At 29.4% G+C, this 17,605-nt stretch carries 10 protein-coding genes and 8 tRNA genes; 3 read left to right on the top strand and 15 right to left on the bottom strand.

Annotated elements, in window-relative coordinates:
* Positions 1 to 7: 7 nt before the first annotated feature.
* From pckA to A2J15_RS02220, 3 genes are all read right to left on the bottom strand, one after another.
* Entirely contained in the window at positions 8 to 1,582 is a 1,575-nt protein-coding gene (pckA, locus tag A2J15_RS02230) for a phosphoenolpyruvate carboxykinase (ATP) (protein WP_066777492.1), read from the bottom strand.
* 12 nt (positions 1,583 to 1,594) lie between these two features.
* Positions 1,595 to 3,397: a biotin/lipoyl-containing protein gene (locus A2J15_RS02225; RefSeq protein WP_066777488.1), complete on the bottom strand. Its 1,803-nt coding sequence runs from the start codon at positions 3,395 to 3,397 to the stop codon at positions 1,595 to 1,597.
* 185 nt (positions 3,398 to 3,582) lie between these two features.
* The gene (locus A2J15_RS02220) at positions 3,583 to 4,917 is read right to left on the bottom strand and encodes a sodium-dependent transporter (RefSeq protein WP_066777486.1); all 1,335 of its coding nucleotides are present in this window, start codon (positions 4,915 to 4,917) and stop codon (positions 3,583 to 3,585) included.
* Between the two features lie 253 nt (positions 4,918 to 5,170).
* Here A2J15_RS02220 and A2J15_RS02215 point away from each other — a divergent pair, with 253 nt between their 5' ends.
* Together A2J15_RS02215 and A2J15_RS02210 are read left to right on the top strand one after the other, a co-directional pair.
* Positions 5,171 to 5,509, top strand: a complete 339-nt coding sequence (locus tag A2J15_RS02215) for a F0F1 ATP synthase subunit C (protein ID WP_066777483.1) — start codon at positions 5,171 to 5,173, stop codon at positions 5,507 to 5,509.
* Positions 5,510 to 5,539: 30 nt separating this feature from the next.
* A tRNA-Leu gene (locus A2J15_RS02210) sits at positions 5,540 to 5,625 on the top strand.
* Between the two features lie 450 nt (positions 5,626 to 6,075).
* Here the strand turns inward: A2J15_RS02210 and A2J15_RS02205 are convergent.
* From A2J15_RS02205 to secA, 11 genes are all read right to left on the bottom strand, one after another.
* A complete protein-coding gene (locus tag A2J15_RS02205) occupies positions 6,076 to 10,296 on the bottom strand; it encodes an autotransporter outer membrane beta-barrel domain-containing protein (protein WP_116980474.1) in 4,221 nt (1,406 codons plus the stop codon).
* A 298-nt stretch (positions 10,297 to 10,594) separates the two neighbouring features.
* On the bottom strand, positions 10,595 to 10,981 hold the full coding sequence (locus tag A2J15_RS02200) for a hypothetical protein (RefSeq protein WP_066779690.1): 387 nt from the start codon (positions 10,979 to 10,981) through the stop codon (positions 10,595 to 10,597).
* Positions 10,982 to 11,018: 37 nt separating this feature from the next.
* A tRNA-Asp gene (locus tag A2J15_RS02195) sits at positions 11,019 to 11,095 on the bottom strand.
* A gap of 19 nt (positions 11,096 to 11,114) precedes the next feature.
* A tRNA-Val gene (locus A2J15_RS02190) sits at positions 11,115 to 11,190 on the bottom strand.
* 4 nt (positions 11,191 to 11,194) lie between these two features.
* Positions 11,195 to 11,270, bottom strand: a tRNA-Arg gene (locus A2J15_RS02185).
* A gap of 18 nt (positions 11,271 to 11,288) precedes the next feature.
* A tRNA-Lys gene (locus A2J15_RS02180) sits at positions 11,289 to 11,364 on the bottom strand.
* Between the two features lie 3 nt (positions 11,365 to 11,367).
* Positions 11,368 to 11,444 (bottom strand) — tRNA-Asp (locus A2J15_RS02175).
* 19 nt (positions 11,445 to 11,463) lie between these two features.
* A tRNA-Val gene (locus A2J15_RS02170) sits at positions 11,464 to 11,539 on the bottom strand.
* 45 nt (positions 11,540 to 11,584) lie between these two features.
* Positions 11,585 to 11,660, bottom strand: a tRNA-Lys gene (locus A2J15_RS02165).
* Positions 11,661 to 12,518: 858 nt separating this feature from the next.
* On the bottom strand, positions 12,519 to 13,724 hold the full coding sequence (locus A2J15_RS02160; RefSeq protein WP_083074313.1) for an ABC transporter permease: 1,206 nt from the start codon (positions 13,722 to 13,724) through the stop codon (positions 12,519 to 12,521).
* Entirely contained in the window at positions 13,721 to 16,294 is a 2,574-nt protein-coding gene (gene secA, locus A2J15_RS02155; protein WP_066779686.1) for a preprotein translocase subunit SecA, read from the bottom strand. The genes A2J15_RS02160 and secA overlap by 4 nt, the downstream gene beginning before the upstream one ends.
* A 101-nt stretch (positions 16,295 to 16,395) precedes the next feature.
* Between secA and lolA the strand changes: the two genes are divergently transcribed.
* Positions 16,396 to 16,905, top strand: coding sequence for a LolA-like outer membrane lipoprotein chaperone (gene lolA, locus A2J15_RS02150; RefSeq protein ID WP_066779684.1), 510 nt, complete (start codon positions 16,396 to 16,398; stop codon positions 16,903 to 16,905).
* On the opposite strand, the gene A2J15_RS02145 is transcribed toward lolA, so the two are convergent.
* On the bottom strand, positions 16,902 to 17,594 hold the full coding sequence (locus tag A2J15_RS02145) for a hypothetical protein (RefSeq protein ID WP_066779675.1): 693 nt from the start codon (positions 17,592 to 17,594) through the stop codon (positions 16,902 to 16,904). The genes lolA and A2J15_RS02145 overlap by 4 nt on opposite strands.
* Between the last annotated feature and the right edge of the window lie 11 nt (positions 17,595 to 17,605).

Below are 17,605 nucleotides of genomic sequence, written 5' to 3'. Positions count from 1 at the left end.
AAATACTTTAAATTCTAGGTCCAAATTGACTAAATTCTACTCCTTCTTTTACATCCTCATAACGTTTAAAATTTTCTACAAACATACTAGCTAATTTATCTCTTGTTTTAATATAAGCATCTTGATCTGCCCAAGTATTTATAGGATTTAAAAAACTATTTTCTACACCATTTAAAGCCTTAGGAATAGCTAGATCAAAAACTTCAAAATTTTCAAATTCACACTCGCAAATACTTCCATCTAAGATAGCATTGATGCAAGATCTAGTGATTTTAATACTCATTCTTTGTCCTACGCCATAGCTTCCGCCACTCCAGCCTGTATTTACAAGATAAACATTGGCTTGATGTTTATGAATTTTCTCTCCAAGCAATCTTGCATAAACTGTTGGGTGCAAAGGCATGAAAGGTTCACCAAAACAAGCTGAAAAAGTTGCTTGAGGTTCAGTAATCCCTCTTTCAGTTCCTGCTACTTTTGCTGTATATCCACTTAAAAAATAATACATAGCCTGTTCTTTGCTTAATCTACTTACAGGAGGTAAAACACCAAAAGCATCAGCAGTTAAAAAAATGATATTTTTTGGATGCCCTGCTTTTAAACTAGGCTCGTGATTTTTTATATGTTCTATAGGATAAGAAACTCTTGTATTTTCAGTTTTAGAATCATCAGCATAATCTACACTTTTATCTGATCTTAAAACTACATTTTCTAAAAGAGCATTTCTTTTAATAGCACTATATATTTCTGGTTCGTATTCAGGATTAAGATTGATTGTTTTAGCATAACAACCCCCTTCAAAGTTAAATACACCCTCATCATCCCAACCATGCTCATCATCGCCTATGAGTTTTCTTTTTGGATCTGTTGAAAGTGTAGTTTTGCCAGTACCGCTAAGTCCAAAGAAAAGGGCTACATCACCTTTTTCTCCAACATTAGCACTACAATGCATGGAAAGTTTATTTTCTAATGGCAACCAATAGTTCATCATAGAAAAAATACCTTTTTTCATCTCTCCGCCATACCAAGTTCCACCTATAACAGCTATATTATCTTCCATATTAAAAATCACAAAAACTTCAGAATTTAAACCGTCTTTTTTATAGTCTTGATTGACACATTTGCAAGCATTATAAACTGTAAAATCAGCTTTAAAATTTTCAAGTTCTTCTTGACTTGGTCTTATGAACATATTTTTTACAAAATGTGCTTGCCATGCCACTTCAGTTACAAATCTTATAGCCTTACGACTTTGTAAAGAAGCCCCACAAAAAGCATCTTGAATATAAATTTTCTTTCCACTTAACTCTTGTCTTGCCTGGGTTAAAAGCTTATCAAACAACTCTTTTGTGATAGCTTGATTTATTTTTCCCCATGCAATATACTGATTTGAAGGATCTTGCTTTACAAAATACTTATCTTTAGGACTTCTTCCTGTAAAAATTCCTGTATCTACACAAAAAGTATCATTATCGGTGCTTAAACCTTCGTTGTTAGCTTTTTCATGAGTATTTAACTCATCATAGCTTAAATTATGAAATATTTCTTTTATATTTTCTATACCCAAATTATTAAATTTTTCCATTTTTTCCTCGCTTTAATTTTTATAAAGTGCTAAAATTTGACCTTCATTAACTGTGTCACCTATTTTAACACAAAGATCTGAAATTATGCCATCTTTTGGGGCATTTACTTCAATCTCCATTTTCATTGCTTCTAAAATCATAATAACTTGTCCTGATTTTACTTCTTGGTTTTTATTGATATTGATTTTAAAAACATTACCTGAAACATCTGTTATAATTTTATTTTCTATATTATCATAAACATTTAAATCAGAAGATGAATTTGGTATATTTTCTTTTATTTTTTTTACATTTTTAATATTAACATCCTTATCAAAACCATAACTTACTTCAACATGATATTTATTACCATTTACTGCAACAGTAAATTTGTTTTGATCTAATTTAGTAGGAGCAAGATCATTGGTTAAGATTTTGCGTACATTAAGCTTAGCTTCACCTTTTAAAAAGGCTATACCCTTTTCTTTACATGCTGCTGCAATAAAAATATTTTCTTCACTAATTACTATACCTTCTTTTTCAAGCAAGCTTTTAACATAAGCTATACTTTTGGTCTCATCCTTATCAGCTATATCAATAGCAAGTTCTGTGGTAGGTTCTAAATTTAACTCTTTAGCAGCAAGTTCAATGATCTTTGGATCAGGACTAACTGGAGTTTTTCCAAAATAACCTAAGACCATTTTACCATATCCTTGTGCGATTTTTTTCCAAGGTCCAAACATGACATTATTAAAAGCTTGTTGGAAATAAAACTGAGAAACAGGAGTTACAGAAGTGCCAAATCCTCCTTTTTCAACAACTTCACGCATAGCATGGATGATTTGAGGAAATTTATCTAAGATATTGTTATCTCTCATCATTTGAGTATTTGCTGTTAAAGCGCCTCCTGGCATAGGGGAAAAAGGGATAATAGGATTTACCATGCTTGCTTCATGAGGTAAAAAATAGTCTTTTAAGCATTCTTTTAAAACTTCTTCATATTTTAAGATTTTTTCTTCTTCAAGTCCACCAAGATCATAATCTTGCCCTTTTAAAGCATGCATCATGGTTAAAATATCAGGTTGAGAAGTTCCCCCGCTTACTGGAGCAGCTGCTAAATCTATGCCATCAACCCCTGCTTGAAGTGCTGCAAGGTAACAGGCTATACTTACCCCAGCTGTTTCATGAGTATGCAATCTTATATGTGTGTTTTGCGGTAGAATTTTTCTAGCCATTTTAATGGTTTGATAAATTTTATTTGGATTTGAAGTTCCACTAGCATCTTTAAAACAAATACTATCAAAAGGAATTTCAGCTTGTAAAATGTCTTTTAAAATTTTTTCGTAAAAAGCAAGATCATGAGCACCTTTGCAATTTGGAGGTAAATCCATTAAAGTAATAGCAAGTTCATGTTTTAAGCCATATTTTACTATACATTGGGCACTAAATTTTAAATTATTAATATCATTTAATGCATCAAAATTTCTTATAGTTGTGGTACCATGTTTAGCAAAAAGTTTTGCATGCAAATCAATAAGTTCCCTGCTTCCTGTATCTAAAGTCACAGTGTTTACACCTCTTGCTAAAGTTTGCAAATTCATTTCTTTTCCTACTATAGATCTAAATCTATCCATCATGGCAAAAGCATCTTCATTAAGATAAAAATATAAACTTTGAAATCTAGCCCCTCCACCAAATTCAAAATGTGTAATACCTGCTTGTTTTGCTGCTTCAACAGCAGGAAAAAAATCATCCATTAAAACTCTAGCTCCAAAAACAGATTGAAAACCATCTCTAAAACTGGTGTCCATGATATCGATGAATTTTTTAGCCATTTATTTTCCTTGAAATTATTTAAAAATAATAATTATTATACAAAAATTCTGCTATATCTTACAATATAAAATGCAAAAAATTTACATTTAAAAAATAATAATTAAAGTAAGTAAAATATAAAAAATATTTTAATTAAAAAATAAAGACTACTAAAAAGCCTTAGCAAAAACTAAGACTTCTTAATTTATTTAAAAAAAGCAGCTAACATAACTATAACTACAGCCAAAGGCGAGATAAATCTTAAAAAGATATACCAAAGTTCAAAAAATATACCCTTCATATAAGGTTGAAATAAATTTTTTAAAGTTTCTTTTTTCATGATAAAACCTGCAAATATAGCCGCTAAAATTCCACCCAAAGGCATGATAAACTTACTTGAAAGACTATCAAGTAGATCAAAAAAACTCATTCCAAAAATATTAAATTGCGTGCTTTTTAAAGAAGATAAAATACATAGAGTTCCTAAAATATATACAACAATACCTATAAAAACTAAAGCTTTTTTGCGACTGATATTAAAAGTATTAATAAGATAAAAAGTAAAAGGTTCAACCATGGAAATTGCAGAAGTAATACCTGCAAAAATCAAAGAAACAAAAAAAGCAGTTCCTAAAATATAACCTACAAAACCCATTTTTTCAAACAAAGTAGCTAAAGAAATGAAAACAAGTCCAGGTCCGCCTTGATTAGGATCATAACCAAATTCAAAAATAAAAGTAAAAACTACTAAACCCATTAGCAAACCCACTAAAAGATTGATAAAAATAATATTTAAAGTGCTAGAAATAAAATTGGTTTTATCAGGTAAACTAGCAGAATAAGTAATAATAGTTCCAACTCCTAAAGAAAGACTAAAAAAAGCAAGTCCTAAAGCTTCAAGAACATTAGAAATACTAAGTTTAGAAAAATCTGGAACAAAAAGAAATTTAACAGCTAAAGCAAAACCCTCTTTACTTATAGCATAAACAAGCATTAATATAAGTAAAACAAATAAAGAAGGCATCATCCAAACATTAAGTTTTTCTATACCATTTTTAATACCTTTAGAAACTATGTAAAAAACGCTTAAAAATACCAAAGTAAAACAAATAAATTGACTTAAAAAATCCTCACTTGTAAAAAACCCAAACTGGGCTTGGCTTGCTTGTAAATCTAAAGGTAAATTAGCGCTTATACTTAAAAAAGCATATTTTAATACCCAACCTATCACTAGCATATAAAAAGAAACAACTAAAATAGCCCCTATCATGGTAAAGCCAACACAAGACCAAGCTTTTTTATAAGATGGTGCTAATACTTTATAAGCATTAATAGGATCTTTTTCACTTAGTTTACCTATACTAAGTTCAGCCAAAAATATGACAAAACCTACCCCTAAGGTTAAAATAATATAAAGCAAAATAAATGCAGATCCTCCACTTTGCCCTACTAATGTTGGAAATTTCCACGCATTGCCTAACCCCACAGCAGATCCTGCTACTGCCAAAATAAAACCTATTTTTGAAAATTTAGAATTCAAAATTACAACCTTCTCATATTTTAAGAATTATTTTTTAAAAAATATTTTAAAATATTATTAAAGCAAAAAAATTTTTAAGCTTTATTGAAAATTAAAAAAAATTGATAAAAATGTGAAATTTTGTAAATTTCAATAAAAATAAAGATATCTTTAGATAAAATAAAAACTTCATTTTTTAAATCTTAAGTAGGGATACGCAAGCCGAACCGATTTAAATTTTGTATTTTATTTTATAAAGAAAGGTTAAAAAATAATGAAAAAATTTCTTTTTTTATTTTTAGCTTGTATAGCAGTGAGTTTTGCAGCTGAAACTAATACTCCTGTAGAACAAGAAGCTATTAATGTATGGATCAAAGCATTTTCAGTACTTGCAGCAGGTTTAGGCCTTGGAGTTGCCGCTTTAGGTGGTGCTATAGGTATGGGAAATACTGCAGCAGCAACTATAGCAGGTACAGCTAGAAATCCTGGTCTTGGAGCTAAACTTATGACAACCATGTTTATTGCTTTAGCGATGATTGAAGCACAAGTTATTTATGCCCTTGTTATAGCTTTAATAGTACTTTATGCAAATCCTTTTATAGTTTTTCAATAATTTTTACAAGCCTTAAAACAAGGCTTAAATGCGGTTATGGTGGAATTGGTAGACACGCCATCTTGAGGGGGTGGTGCGCCACGCGTGTGCGAGTTCGAGTCTCGCTAACCGCACCATTTATACTTTTTTACCTCTTTTCAATCATCTATAAAATAAGCTTTTTATAGATATATGATTGCTTTAAATTATTTTTAATTAATTTTAATTTTTATACTTGAAAATATTATTGACTTTACTATTGACTTAAACTAAAGAAAAAACATATTAAATCACACTAAAATTAACCCTTTAAATCCTTTAATTTTATTCATCAATTTAAATCATCTATTTTTTTAAGTTTACTTAGCTATAAGAAACTTTTATCCTTTAAAATTCCTTTTTACTCTTTATATAATCTTTAATCAATTAAGATTTAAATTTAAAATCTTATCATTAAATCTTATAAATAAAGATAAGCTTTAAAGTTTTAAAAGAGTTTTTAAGACTTTTTATTAAAAACTAAATGCTTTATATAAACAAAGCATAGCTTTTAAAGCTATACTTTATTCTTTTAATACCTTATTCTTTTACCACAAATAACTAAATTGAGCATAAGCAGTATGAGTAGTAGCATCTTTACTATTTTGAGCATTATAATTCATACTCATAATAAAGCTTTGATTTAAAGGCAGTATTAAAGAAGCATTTGCAAATCTTTGTATTCTTGCTAAGTTTATTTCATCTTCTACTTTAATAGTACCAAAGCGTGCTTTAGTATGTATAGTAGTATTCATATAAAGTTTAGCTCCTAATTCTATAGAAGTCTTTAAATAAGGTAACCAGTCTTTAAAATAAGCAAAGCTAGCCTTAGTAGAAAAAAGATTATTGATATTTTTATATATTCTTTCTCCTTTTTGTACACTAGCCCTACCTTTAATATCTTTTATACTATAAGCTTGCATATAAGATCCTTCATAACCTAAACCTATTTGAGGAGTAAGCATATGAGATCCTAAGATAAAATTCATTCCTAAATCTATACCTCCTCCATAAGTATAAGCATTAGGATTAGCACTAGCTTCATTATTGGCTATTTTCTTTAAGAACTCATTTTTAATAAAAGCTGCTTTAGCTTGAGCTTTAATATAGACTTCTTGATTATTGTCTGTATAAAATAAGGTATTAAAATATTTTATACCTGTATAATAAGTACGGTTTTTTACATCAAAATAATAAGAGTTCATCTTAGTATCTTCATAACCTGCATAAAAACTATAAGTTCCACTTTCTTTTAAGGTAGAATAAGCAAGTATATTACCTTTAATATGTCCTTTACTTTTTTCATTTAAAGAAAGTTCTACACTTTGAGAAGAAAAATAAGGTAGTATAACTAAGGCATGTTCTTTAATATTATCATGAGTATAAGTTTGTATATCACTTTGTATATAATCATTAATACTAGCATATAAATTATCTTCATTAAAAGTAAGATTAGTATTAAGATTAAAATGATTAGGATTAAAAGTTAAACTTAAATTCATATTATTCATTAAGCCATCTACAAAAGCATTTCTTTTAATGCTAGAAGCATTTAAAGATCTAAAGCTTGCTCCTATAATAGAAGCATTAAGATTAAAGTCTGTAGAGATTTTTCCACTTAAAGCATCATAGTTTAATATCATTTCTCCACCACCATTAGTTTTTATTTTTTTTATATTATTTAAACTTACTCCCTTAACAAGATTTTTAATATCATTAAGTTCATCCATATTAAGATTACCTTGATCAACTATAAGGTTTCCAACCATAACAGAATTAGCACTTTTTCCTCCTACTGTAAGGGTTTGGAGTTTATTATTACTTCCTGTACGTATAGTCCAAGAAGTGATATTAACACTACCACTTCCTTCATTGCTTATGTTATAGCCATCAGTATTTGTTCCTATAGAGCCAAAGTTATTAAGCATTAGGGTGCCTGAGCCAGAGTTTGTTATACCTCCACTTATGGTGGCATTTTCTTGGTTGGTTAGGTTTAGATTACCATTACCAGAGTTTGTTATACCTTTTGTTATAGAACCAGTGTTGTTAAGCATTACATCGCCTGAGCTTTCATTGCTAATATTTTCAATGCTAGCACCACTTTGGTTAGTTATCATTAAATTACCTGTTCCTTGATTTGTGATGCCTTGAGTTATAGTAGCACTATTATCAAGTATTACATTACCTGAGTTTGTATTCATGATAGAATTAATAGTAGCACTATTTTTATTTTCTATTTTTAAATCGCCACTTCCATAATTGTATACACTTTTTAAAGTGGAGGAGTTATTAAGCATTAAACTACCTCCTCCTATATTATAAGCACTTCCACTAATGCTTGCATTATTCATGAGTTCTAATTGACCCATTCCTATGTTTGCAACATAACCTGAGATGGAAGTATTGCCATTTTGAGTATTAGTTTGGTTTTCTATAGTTAATTTACCACTTCCATAATTGTATATATTTCCTGTTAAAGTGGAGGAGTTATTAAGCATTAAACTACCATCTCCTGTGTTGGCTATATTTCCACTTATAGTAGCAGTACTACTACCATTGTTTTTATTTTCTATCATTAAATTACCTGTTCCAGAGTTAGATATATTTCCTGTTACACTACCTTGGTTTTCTAGGCTAATGGTATTTGAACTTTTGCTTATGATATTACCTTCTATTTTTCCTTTATCTTTGTTTATTATGCCAGCTTTACCACTAGTTGAAGTGATTTGTCCTGATTCTTTTATAAGAATAGCTGCTTTGCTTTCTTCATCACTTTGTTGGCTTTCATCAAGGGAGCGGCGTTTTCTGCTTTTACCATTAGCATCAGCTTTTATGGTGCCTTCGTTGACTAATTGTCCTTGTATTTGAGCGTCATTTTGTATTGTTATGCCAGATGTTATAGTGCCTTTGTTTTGAATATCACCTATAATTTTGGTATTTGTTCCACTTATGGTTATTTTATCGATAGTTCCTAAATTACTTATAGCTGTATTAGAATATGATTGAATTAATGCTCCATTATTTACATTTATATCTGCTATTTTACCTTTTGCGTTTAAAATAGCTTCTTGTCCTGATTTTATTGTTGAGTTATCAATGTTAAGTCCGCTTAAATTAGCTTGATTTTCTAATTTAATCGCATTTTGTTTTGCTTGAACTACAGCTTGATTTTTTAGTTCTATTTTAGAAGCTTGAGATCCTGTGCCTAAAAAAATTCCATAATGATTACTATAAATTCCACTAGCTATTTGAGAGCTTCCAACTATAATAAGTTCATCTAAATTTTGCCACTGTGCTATGCAAACACCAAAATGTTCTCCATAAACTATACTACCTTCTTCTAAAGTAATGGTACCAAACTTACCATAAGTTACAGAGATGCCAGCTTTTTTGGAGGCTATAAGACCTGTATTGGTTATATGTTTTATGGTTCCACCATTTTCTAATTTTATAGCAGCACCGTAATTTACAGTTTTATCATTGGCAATGATGCCTTTATTGACAAAATGATCAATATTGCCACCATATACATGTACACTTGTGTTGCCACCATATATAATACTTGTATTATAAACATAATTAATTTTTGCTGTTTTGTTAAATCTAATAGTATCATTACCATAAATAGTCCCACTATTAATGAAATTGTTAATAGTTCTATTACCATTTACTTCTATAGCATTACTTTGATCGTTATTAGTACTCTTAATAGTCCCACTATTGATAAAGTTTTTAACATTTGAACCATTAAAAATAATAGCTTGTTTTTTACCTTCTATATTTCCTGTATTAAGAATATTATCAATAATTGAATGTGCAAACTTAATAGCTTCTTGACTTGAACTCTCACTTTTTATAGTCCCAGCATTAATAAAATTAGTAATTCTTGTTTGTTTTAAAGTTTCTATGGCTTTGCCATTTTCAGCTTTAATAGTATCCATATTTAAGAAATCAGTAATAGTAGTATTACTTAAATGCAATGCAGTGTCTTTAGCTTGTATGGTAGCAGTATTGATAAAATGTTTGACTGTAGCTTTGTGACGATTGTTATTGCCACCATTGCTATCATTACCACTATCAAACTTAACCCCATACTTAGCCATATTACTTCCTATTAGACCCTCATTTAAAAAAAGATCTATAGTAGTATTACCATGGTTTTTATCAGGTCTTCCTATAAGTACACTAGCATTATTAGAACTATTACTATGATTACCTACAATAATACCTGTATTAATGAAGTTTCCTATTTGTGTATCTTTGCCTTCAAATAAAATACCATCACCATTTGAAGCATATATAATACCTGAGTTTTTAAAAGAATCTAATTGTATCTTTCCATTATTTTCTCCCCATATACCTATATAAACTTTTTTAATATAACCTTGATTGTCTATATCACCTACATGAATAGAACCATTATTAAAACTGCCCTTATTTTCTATGTTTAAAAAACCAGCTATGATTCCTTTATTTAATATTTTTCTTATGTCTATTTTTTCATCAGTAGTTGCATGAACATAGAGTGTTTTTACGCCATTATTGCTACTACGAACATAAGCGTATTTACCTAAAAAGATGCTATTGGTACTTCCATTACCATTTACTTCAATTTGAGTTCCTGGATAATATCCTAAAAGAGTATAGTAGTAATTATTTCCTTGAGTATAAGGTATAGCGTAAGGTGGTCCACTAATTTGAGCTAAGGCTAAAGAGCTTAAACAAGAAATAGTAGCTAAAGATAAAATAAGTTTTTTGGAAGAAGCCATTACCCCCCCCCGTGTTGTATACACTAGACTTTAAATATAATTTTTTCATAAAATATTATCCTTTATTTTAAAAAAATACAAAAATTGTAAAAACTAAAATATTATAAAAACTAGATATTGATTTTTAGTGTTTAATAAATTATTCAAACACAAACTTAAATGAATCAATTTATATAAAATGTTTCATCTTAAAAGTAAGATAAAATACATAAAGTAAATAAGCAATAATAAGTAATTTTGTTTTAAAGGAAGGTTAATAAAAGCATAGAAAAATAGTTTTTTAATATTTTCGTATGATTTATGGATAAAGTTTAGGTAAATTGTGAATTTTAGTTTTTAAAATTATTCCATCAACTTTTAATTTGTAAAATTTTTCTAAATTTTGCAAGGTATTAGCAAGCATTAAAATTTTACTATCAAAGATATAAAATTCTGCAACTTTACTAGCAAATTGCGCTAATTTAGGATCTTGAAAGATTAAAAATTTTGCTTGTAGGGCATTAGATAAAAAGATTTCATCTTTGTTTTGGACTAAAATAGCAAATTGGGCATGCTTGGCTTTTAAGTAAGAAATAGATTTTTCATCATAAAACACACAATAAATTCTATCTTCTTGAATAATTTCATTTTCTTGAAAAAAATGAAAATCTAGATCTTGCAATAAATCATGCCCTATGATTAACATTTATATCCTTAAAAAATTTAGTTTAAGTAAGCTAAAATGGCGCAGCGGACGGGGCTCGAACCCGCGACCTCCGCCGTGACAGGGCGGCATTCTAACCAGCTGAACTACCGCTGCATTGAAGAGAAAATCTCTATGGTGGTCGCTATAAGACTCGAACTTATGACATCCACCTTGTAAGGGTGGCGCTCTACCAACTGAGCTAAGCGACCTAAATGGCGACCCCTAGAGGATTTGAACCTCTGTTTCCACACAGAGAGAGTGTTGTCCTGGGCCACTAGACGAAAGGGTCATAACCCTAAAACGAAAATGGTGTCCCGTGTTGGATTCGAACCAACGGCCCCCTCCTTAAAAGGGAGATGCTCTACCGGCTGAGCTAACGAGACTAATGGCGCAGCGGACGGGGCTCGAACCCGCGACCTCCGCCGTGACAGGGCGGCATTCTAACCAGCTGAACTACCGCTGCATTGAAGAGAAAATCTCTATGGTGGTCGCTATAAGACTCGAACTTATGACATCCACCTTGTAAGGGTGGCGCTCTACCAACTGAGCTAAGCGACCTAGATATTTAGAAGTTAAATCTTTAATTTAAAAAACTATTAAAAATGGTGTCCCGTGTTGGATTCGAACCAACGGCCCCCTCCTTAAAAGGGAGATGCTCTACCGGCTGAGCTAACGAGACTTTAAAATAAAAATGTGATTATGCCAAAATTAGCTAGATTTGTCAAGATTTTTTCTTTGTTTTGATATAAAAGTTAATGTGTTTAAATTTACTTTAACAAATTTATATAGATATTTCTTTTAGTTTTTTAATTTGATAGTATCTTTTATAAAATGTCAATATTTAAAAAAGCATTATTGTTCAAAATAAAAGTTAAAGGAAAATTAGTTAAGCTTTGTACTTTAGAGGATCTTGCTTTAAAGATCTTAAGCGTATATATAATGCTAGCTTTAAAAAGCATCAAGCAAGTATACCGTTTTTACTGGTTGTGATTTTAGTAGGTGAGTTTTGCAATTTTTTACTAATATAATTTGAAAATTGGATATTTGAAAACTTATTGTATTGGCAATATAAAAAAATATATCTAGCATTATCTTGCAAAATTGCATTATAAGCTTTAGTGAATTTATAAAAATAATACAACTAAAACAATGAAACAATAGCGTAAGTGTTAAGGATATAAAAAAGACTTTGGTCTAAGATGCATCTTTCACATAATAGATGAAAAATTGAAAGATTTAAAATGATTCAATTAGACATTTTTTACATTAAGAAAAGAAGTTTTACAGATTTTAATGTGATAAAAACCATAGTTTGCAAATACGCAAAACAAGAAAATTAAAAGAGTTTAAGTAACTGTGCAAAACTTTGCCTTAAAGGAGATATTGAAAATTTTATAAAAAATATTTCGCACTTGTTGATTTAAATTAACAATATCATCAAGATAATCTTTCTAACACTACAAAAGTATAATTATAAGTTAGTTTAATCTTATTTTTTCCACATGAACCAAACACAATCTGTCATAAAAACTTCATTTTATTCATTTCTTAAAGTATCTAAAACATTGATTTGAGTAGCTTTTTTAGCAGGATAAAAAGATGATAAAGCTATAATGATTAAAGCTCCTATGATGGCTAAAGAAAAATCTAAAACAGATAAATCAAGAGGCAATTTGCTTGTTCCATAAACATCACTAGGAAGGGTAATAATATCAAAATTAGATAATAAGGCCAAAGCTAAAAAAGCCAGTATGATTCCTACTATTATACCTGCGCTGCCTATTAGCATACCTAGGGCAAAAAAAGTTTGCTTTATCTCTGTTTTACTTGTACCTAGGGCAAGTAAAAGTGCTATTTCATTGCGACGATTCATCACTATCATGAGTAAAGAACTTACTATATTTAAGCTAGCTATTAAAATAATAAGCATTAAAACTATAAAAAGTGCTCTTTTTTCAAGCTTTAAGGCTGAAAAGAAATTTTTATTTTGTTCCCACCAGGCTATTACAAGATAATCATCTTTAAGATAAGCTTTTAATTTATCAGCATCTTTAAAAGCATCATCAGTGTATACATGAATGCCATCATAATCTGAATTTAAAGGCATTTTAAGTACCTTTCTTAAAGCATTTACATCAGTATACATATAAGCTTTATCATAAAAAGCAAGTCCTGAATTAAAATATGCTTTGATATTAAAACGTTTTGTTTGAGGGATCAAAGATAAAGCACTTGGATTAAAATTTGAAAAAATTAAAGTTAATTTATCATTTTTTTTAAAATCAAATTCCTTTACTAGTTCACTTCCTACTAAAATATCAAAGCCGCTTAAATTTTCATCTTTTAAAGCTTTAGCAAGCACCTCATTGATCTTTTTTTCCTCTTGAAAATGCACTCCAAAAAGCACACCACCTTCAAAACGATCTTGTGTTTTAAGTACTACTTGGGTGCTAATATAAGGACTAAAGGATAAATTTGTAAAAGTATTTTTTAATTTATTGACTAATTCATCATCTACAGGAGCATAAAATTTAGGCAAAATAGTAAGGGGATAATTCATGATAAAAAAACGCTTTTGAAATTCTTTATCAAAGCCATTCATAATAGCCATAGCTACGAGTAAAACACAAAGACCAACACAAACTCCTAAAAAGGCTAAAAGCATAGAAAGATTGATAAAAGGTTGTGTTTTATCAAATCTTAAATATTTAAAAAGCAAATACTTTAAAATGCTTTTTTTCAAGCTAAAATTCCTTGTTTTGGACCACTTTTTCCATGGCATTCTTTAAATTTTTTGCCACTTCCACAAGGACAAGGAGAATTACGTGGGACTTTTTTAACTTGAACCTGATCTAAAGTGGAATTGGTTTGAGAATTTTGAAGTAATTTTTCATTTTCCTTGCTGGCTTTATTTTCTAAATCTTGTGCTTGTTCTTGATTAAATTGTATACTAAAAAGTAATTTAATACTGTCTGATTTGATACGATTTACAAGCTCTAAGAAAAGATTATAGCTTTCTTTTTTGTATTCTACAAGAGGATCTTTTTGGTTATAACCGCGAAGTCCTATTCCTGTTTTTAAAATATCCATTTGATATAAATGCTCTCTCCAAGCATTGTCTAAAACTTGCAAATATAAAATGCGTTCTATATGATGAGCCTGATTTAAATTGAGTTTTGACATTTTTTCATCATAATGCGTTTGAAGAAGCTGGGTTAATTTATCTTGTGCTTGTAAAATATCTAAATCTTTAAAATCCTCTTCATTGATTTGTATAGCACATTCGCTTAAAAGTCTAGCTTTTAAATTTTCAAAATCAAATTTCATATCATTATCCATCAAAGAAGCATTTAATACAAAAGCGCTGTATTGGGCTATGTTTTGAGAAATTTTAGCTTTGATATCATAATTTTCATCTAAAAGCTCATTGCGATAACGATAAATTGTTTTTCTTTGTTCATTAGCCACGTCATCGTATTCTAATAAATGCTTTCTGCTTTCAAAATGCAAAGCTTCTACTTTTTTTTGTGCATTTTCAACTGCTTTAGTAACGATTCTTGATTCTATACTTTCGCCTTCTTTTATACCCAAACGATCCATAATGGTTTTAATGCGATCACCGCCAAAAATTCTTAAAAGATTATCTTCTAAGCTAAGATAAAAACGGCTTATACCAGGATCTCCTTGTCTGCCTGCACGACCGCGCAATTGATTGTCAATGCGGCGGCTTTCATGCCTTTCTGTACCTATGATATAAAGTCCTCCTAAGGCTCTTATTTCATCATTGATTTTTATATCTACTCCACGACCTGCCATATTTGTAGCTATGGTTACGGCTCCTTTTTTACCCGCATCTTGAATAATCAAAGCTTCTTGTTCGTGATTTTTTGCGTTTAAGACATGATGAGGAATTTTTTCTTTTACAAGCATGTTATGAAAGACTTCGCTTCTTTCTATGCTTGCAGTACCGACAAGAACAGGTTGTCCTTTGGCATTGGCTTTTTTTATTTCTTCAATCACTGCTTTAAATTTTTCGTTTTGAGTTTTATAGATAAGATCGTCTTTATCTTGTCTTTTAATAGGAATATTTGTAGGTATGGAAATAACATCTAGATTATAAATTTGAGAAAATTCTGTAGCTTCAGTTTGTGCTGTTCCTGTCATACCTGCTAATTTATTATACATTCTAAAATAATTTTGAAAAGTAATATCTGCTAAGGTTTGACTTTCTTCTTGAATTTTTACATTTTCTTTAGCTTCTAAGGCTTGATGCAAACCTTCACTAAAACGACGTCCTTCACTTAAACGTCCTGTAAATTCATCTACTATAATGAGTTCATTATTTCTTAAAACATAGTGCACGTCTTTTTCAAAAAGATTGTGTGCTTTTAAGGCTTGATCAAGTTGGTGTGCTAAAATAGCATTATCAAGACTGTATAAATTATCCACTCCAAAAAGTTTTTCAGCTTTTGCAATTCCTGCTTCTGTGATTAAAATCGTACGATTTTTTTCATCTACAACAAAGTCTCCTTCAGCTTTTGCAGGAGGTAAAACTTCTTGAGCTCTTTGCATTTGTTTGGCTACCTCATTTGCTTTAATATAGCCATCTAAGGTGCGATTTGTAGGTCCACTGATAATAAGAGGTGTTCTTGCTTCATCAATTAAGATACTATCTACTTCATCTACTATGACAAAATTATGCCCTCTTTGTACTTTTTCGGCTTTAGAAAATTTCATATTATCACGTAAATAATCAAAACCAAATTCATTATTTGTTCCATAAGTAATATCACAATCATAAGCTTGTTTGTGTTCTAAATCACTATGCTCAGATGAAAGTATAACCCCTACACTAAAACCTAAAAAATTATAAATCGCACTCATTTGCTGGGCATCTCTTTTTGCTAAATAATCATTTACTGTAACTACATGCACTCCTTTACCACTCATAGCATTTAAAACAACAGCTAGAGTTGCTACAAGGGTTTTACCCTCTCCTGTTTTCATTTCTGCGATTTTTCCTTCGTGTAAAACCATGCCACCTATTAATTGCACATCAAAATGACGCATATTTAAAGTTCTTTTACTCGTTTCTCTAACGATAGCAAAAATATCATTTAAAATATCATTTTCATTTTTTGTACCATTTAAAATCTCTTCTTTAAACTTTGCAAATACACTTTTTAATTCTTCATCACTTAGTTTTTCATATTTGCTTTCTAAAGCATTGATTTGAGCTACACGTTTGAAATATTTTTTTATTTCACGGTCATTTTTTGTACCAAAGACGGCTTTTAAGGTATTTAAAAGCATTTTTACACCTTTTACGAATTTTTGAAGTTATCATTATAACTATTATTTAATTAAAATTAGCTAGAATGATATAAAAAAATATCATTTTTAAGGAAATATTAATGCAAAAAATCTTTTTAATATTTTTGATTTTTATGGGAAAAATTTTAGCCTTAGAACTTGATTTTAAAGCATTTTCAAGTGATTTTGTACAAACGGTTACATCTAAGAATTCAAAACTTTCTTATTCTGGACATTTTATCTTCGATCAAAACCGGGCATATTGGGTATATCATAGCCCTAGTAAAAAAGAAATTTATATTCATAATAATGAAGTTACTATCATAGAACATGATCTTGAACAAGTTATTTTTTCACATCTTGATAATATCCCTAATCTTAATGAAATCTTTAAAAAAGCAAAAGTTATTAATAAAGACAAACTAATAGCAAAATACGAAAATATAGATTATACTATTAAGCTGCATCAAGATCAAATTCAAAGTATATCTTATCAGGATGAATTTGAAAATAATGTTGTCATTGTTTTAAGCCATCAGCTTAAAAATCCACGCATTAAAGCTGAAATTTTTCAAGCTCATATCCCTAAAAACTACGATATTATACGTTAATTTTGCATCATATTTTCAGGGGTTAATCCGTAAAAATTTTGTGAGGGATTGTTAAAATGATTTATATCATTTTGATTTAGAATTTCAAAAAGATTGTTAATAAGATTTTGCTGGTTATTTTCTTGCGTTATTTTAGGTATATTTAATCTGTTTATATTTATTTGCTCATCATTTTGTTCTTGTTTTGGCATATCTTTAAAAAGTTCTTCTATAGATTTTGAAGCATTTAAATCTTCAAGATCTTGAGTTTTAGGAGGTTCTAAATCTTGAAGGGTTTGTTTTACTTCTTCGCCTATATTTTCCTCCTGGGCTTGTGTGCTTTGTAAAAAACGTTTAAATTCTTCTAAATCAAATTTTTCTATCCCACTTAAAGAGAGAATATAAATATCGTTTAATTTGATTTTATATTTTTTATCTACAAATTTTTCTAAGGTTTTTTTAAAATTGTTTTTTCCTATTTCTGTAAAAATATCTTCATAAAAAAATCCTGAAATAACAGTGTTTATAGAATCTATTAGCTTATTTTTATTTTCTTGTAAATCATCTCCTTGAAATTCTAAAGAAATTTCAATTTTTTTAAGAATATTTGTACCACTTTTAGAATATAAGTCAGTTCTTAATTTATCTATTTCAAGATTTTGAGCGCTTAAATTTAAAAGTAAAATCATACTTAAGAATATTTTTTTCATTTAAAACCTTA

Source organism: Campylobacter hepaticus (assembly GCF_001687475.2).
GTDB classification, from domain to species: Bacteria; Campylobacterota; Campylobacteria; order Campylobacterales; family Campylobacteraceae; genus Campylobacter_D; species Campylobacter_D hepaticus.
This window is presented reverse-complemented; position numbering and strand designations above follow the sequence as displayed.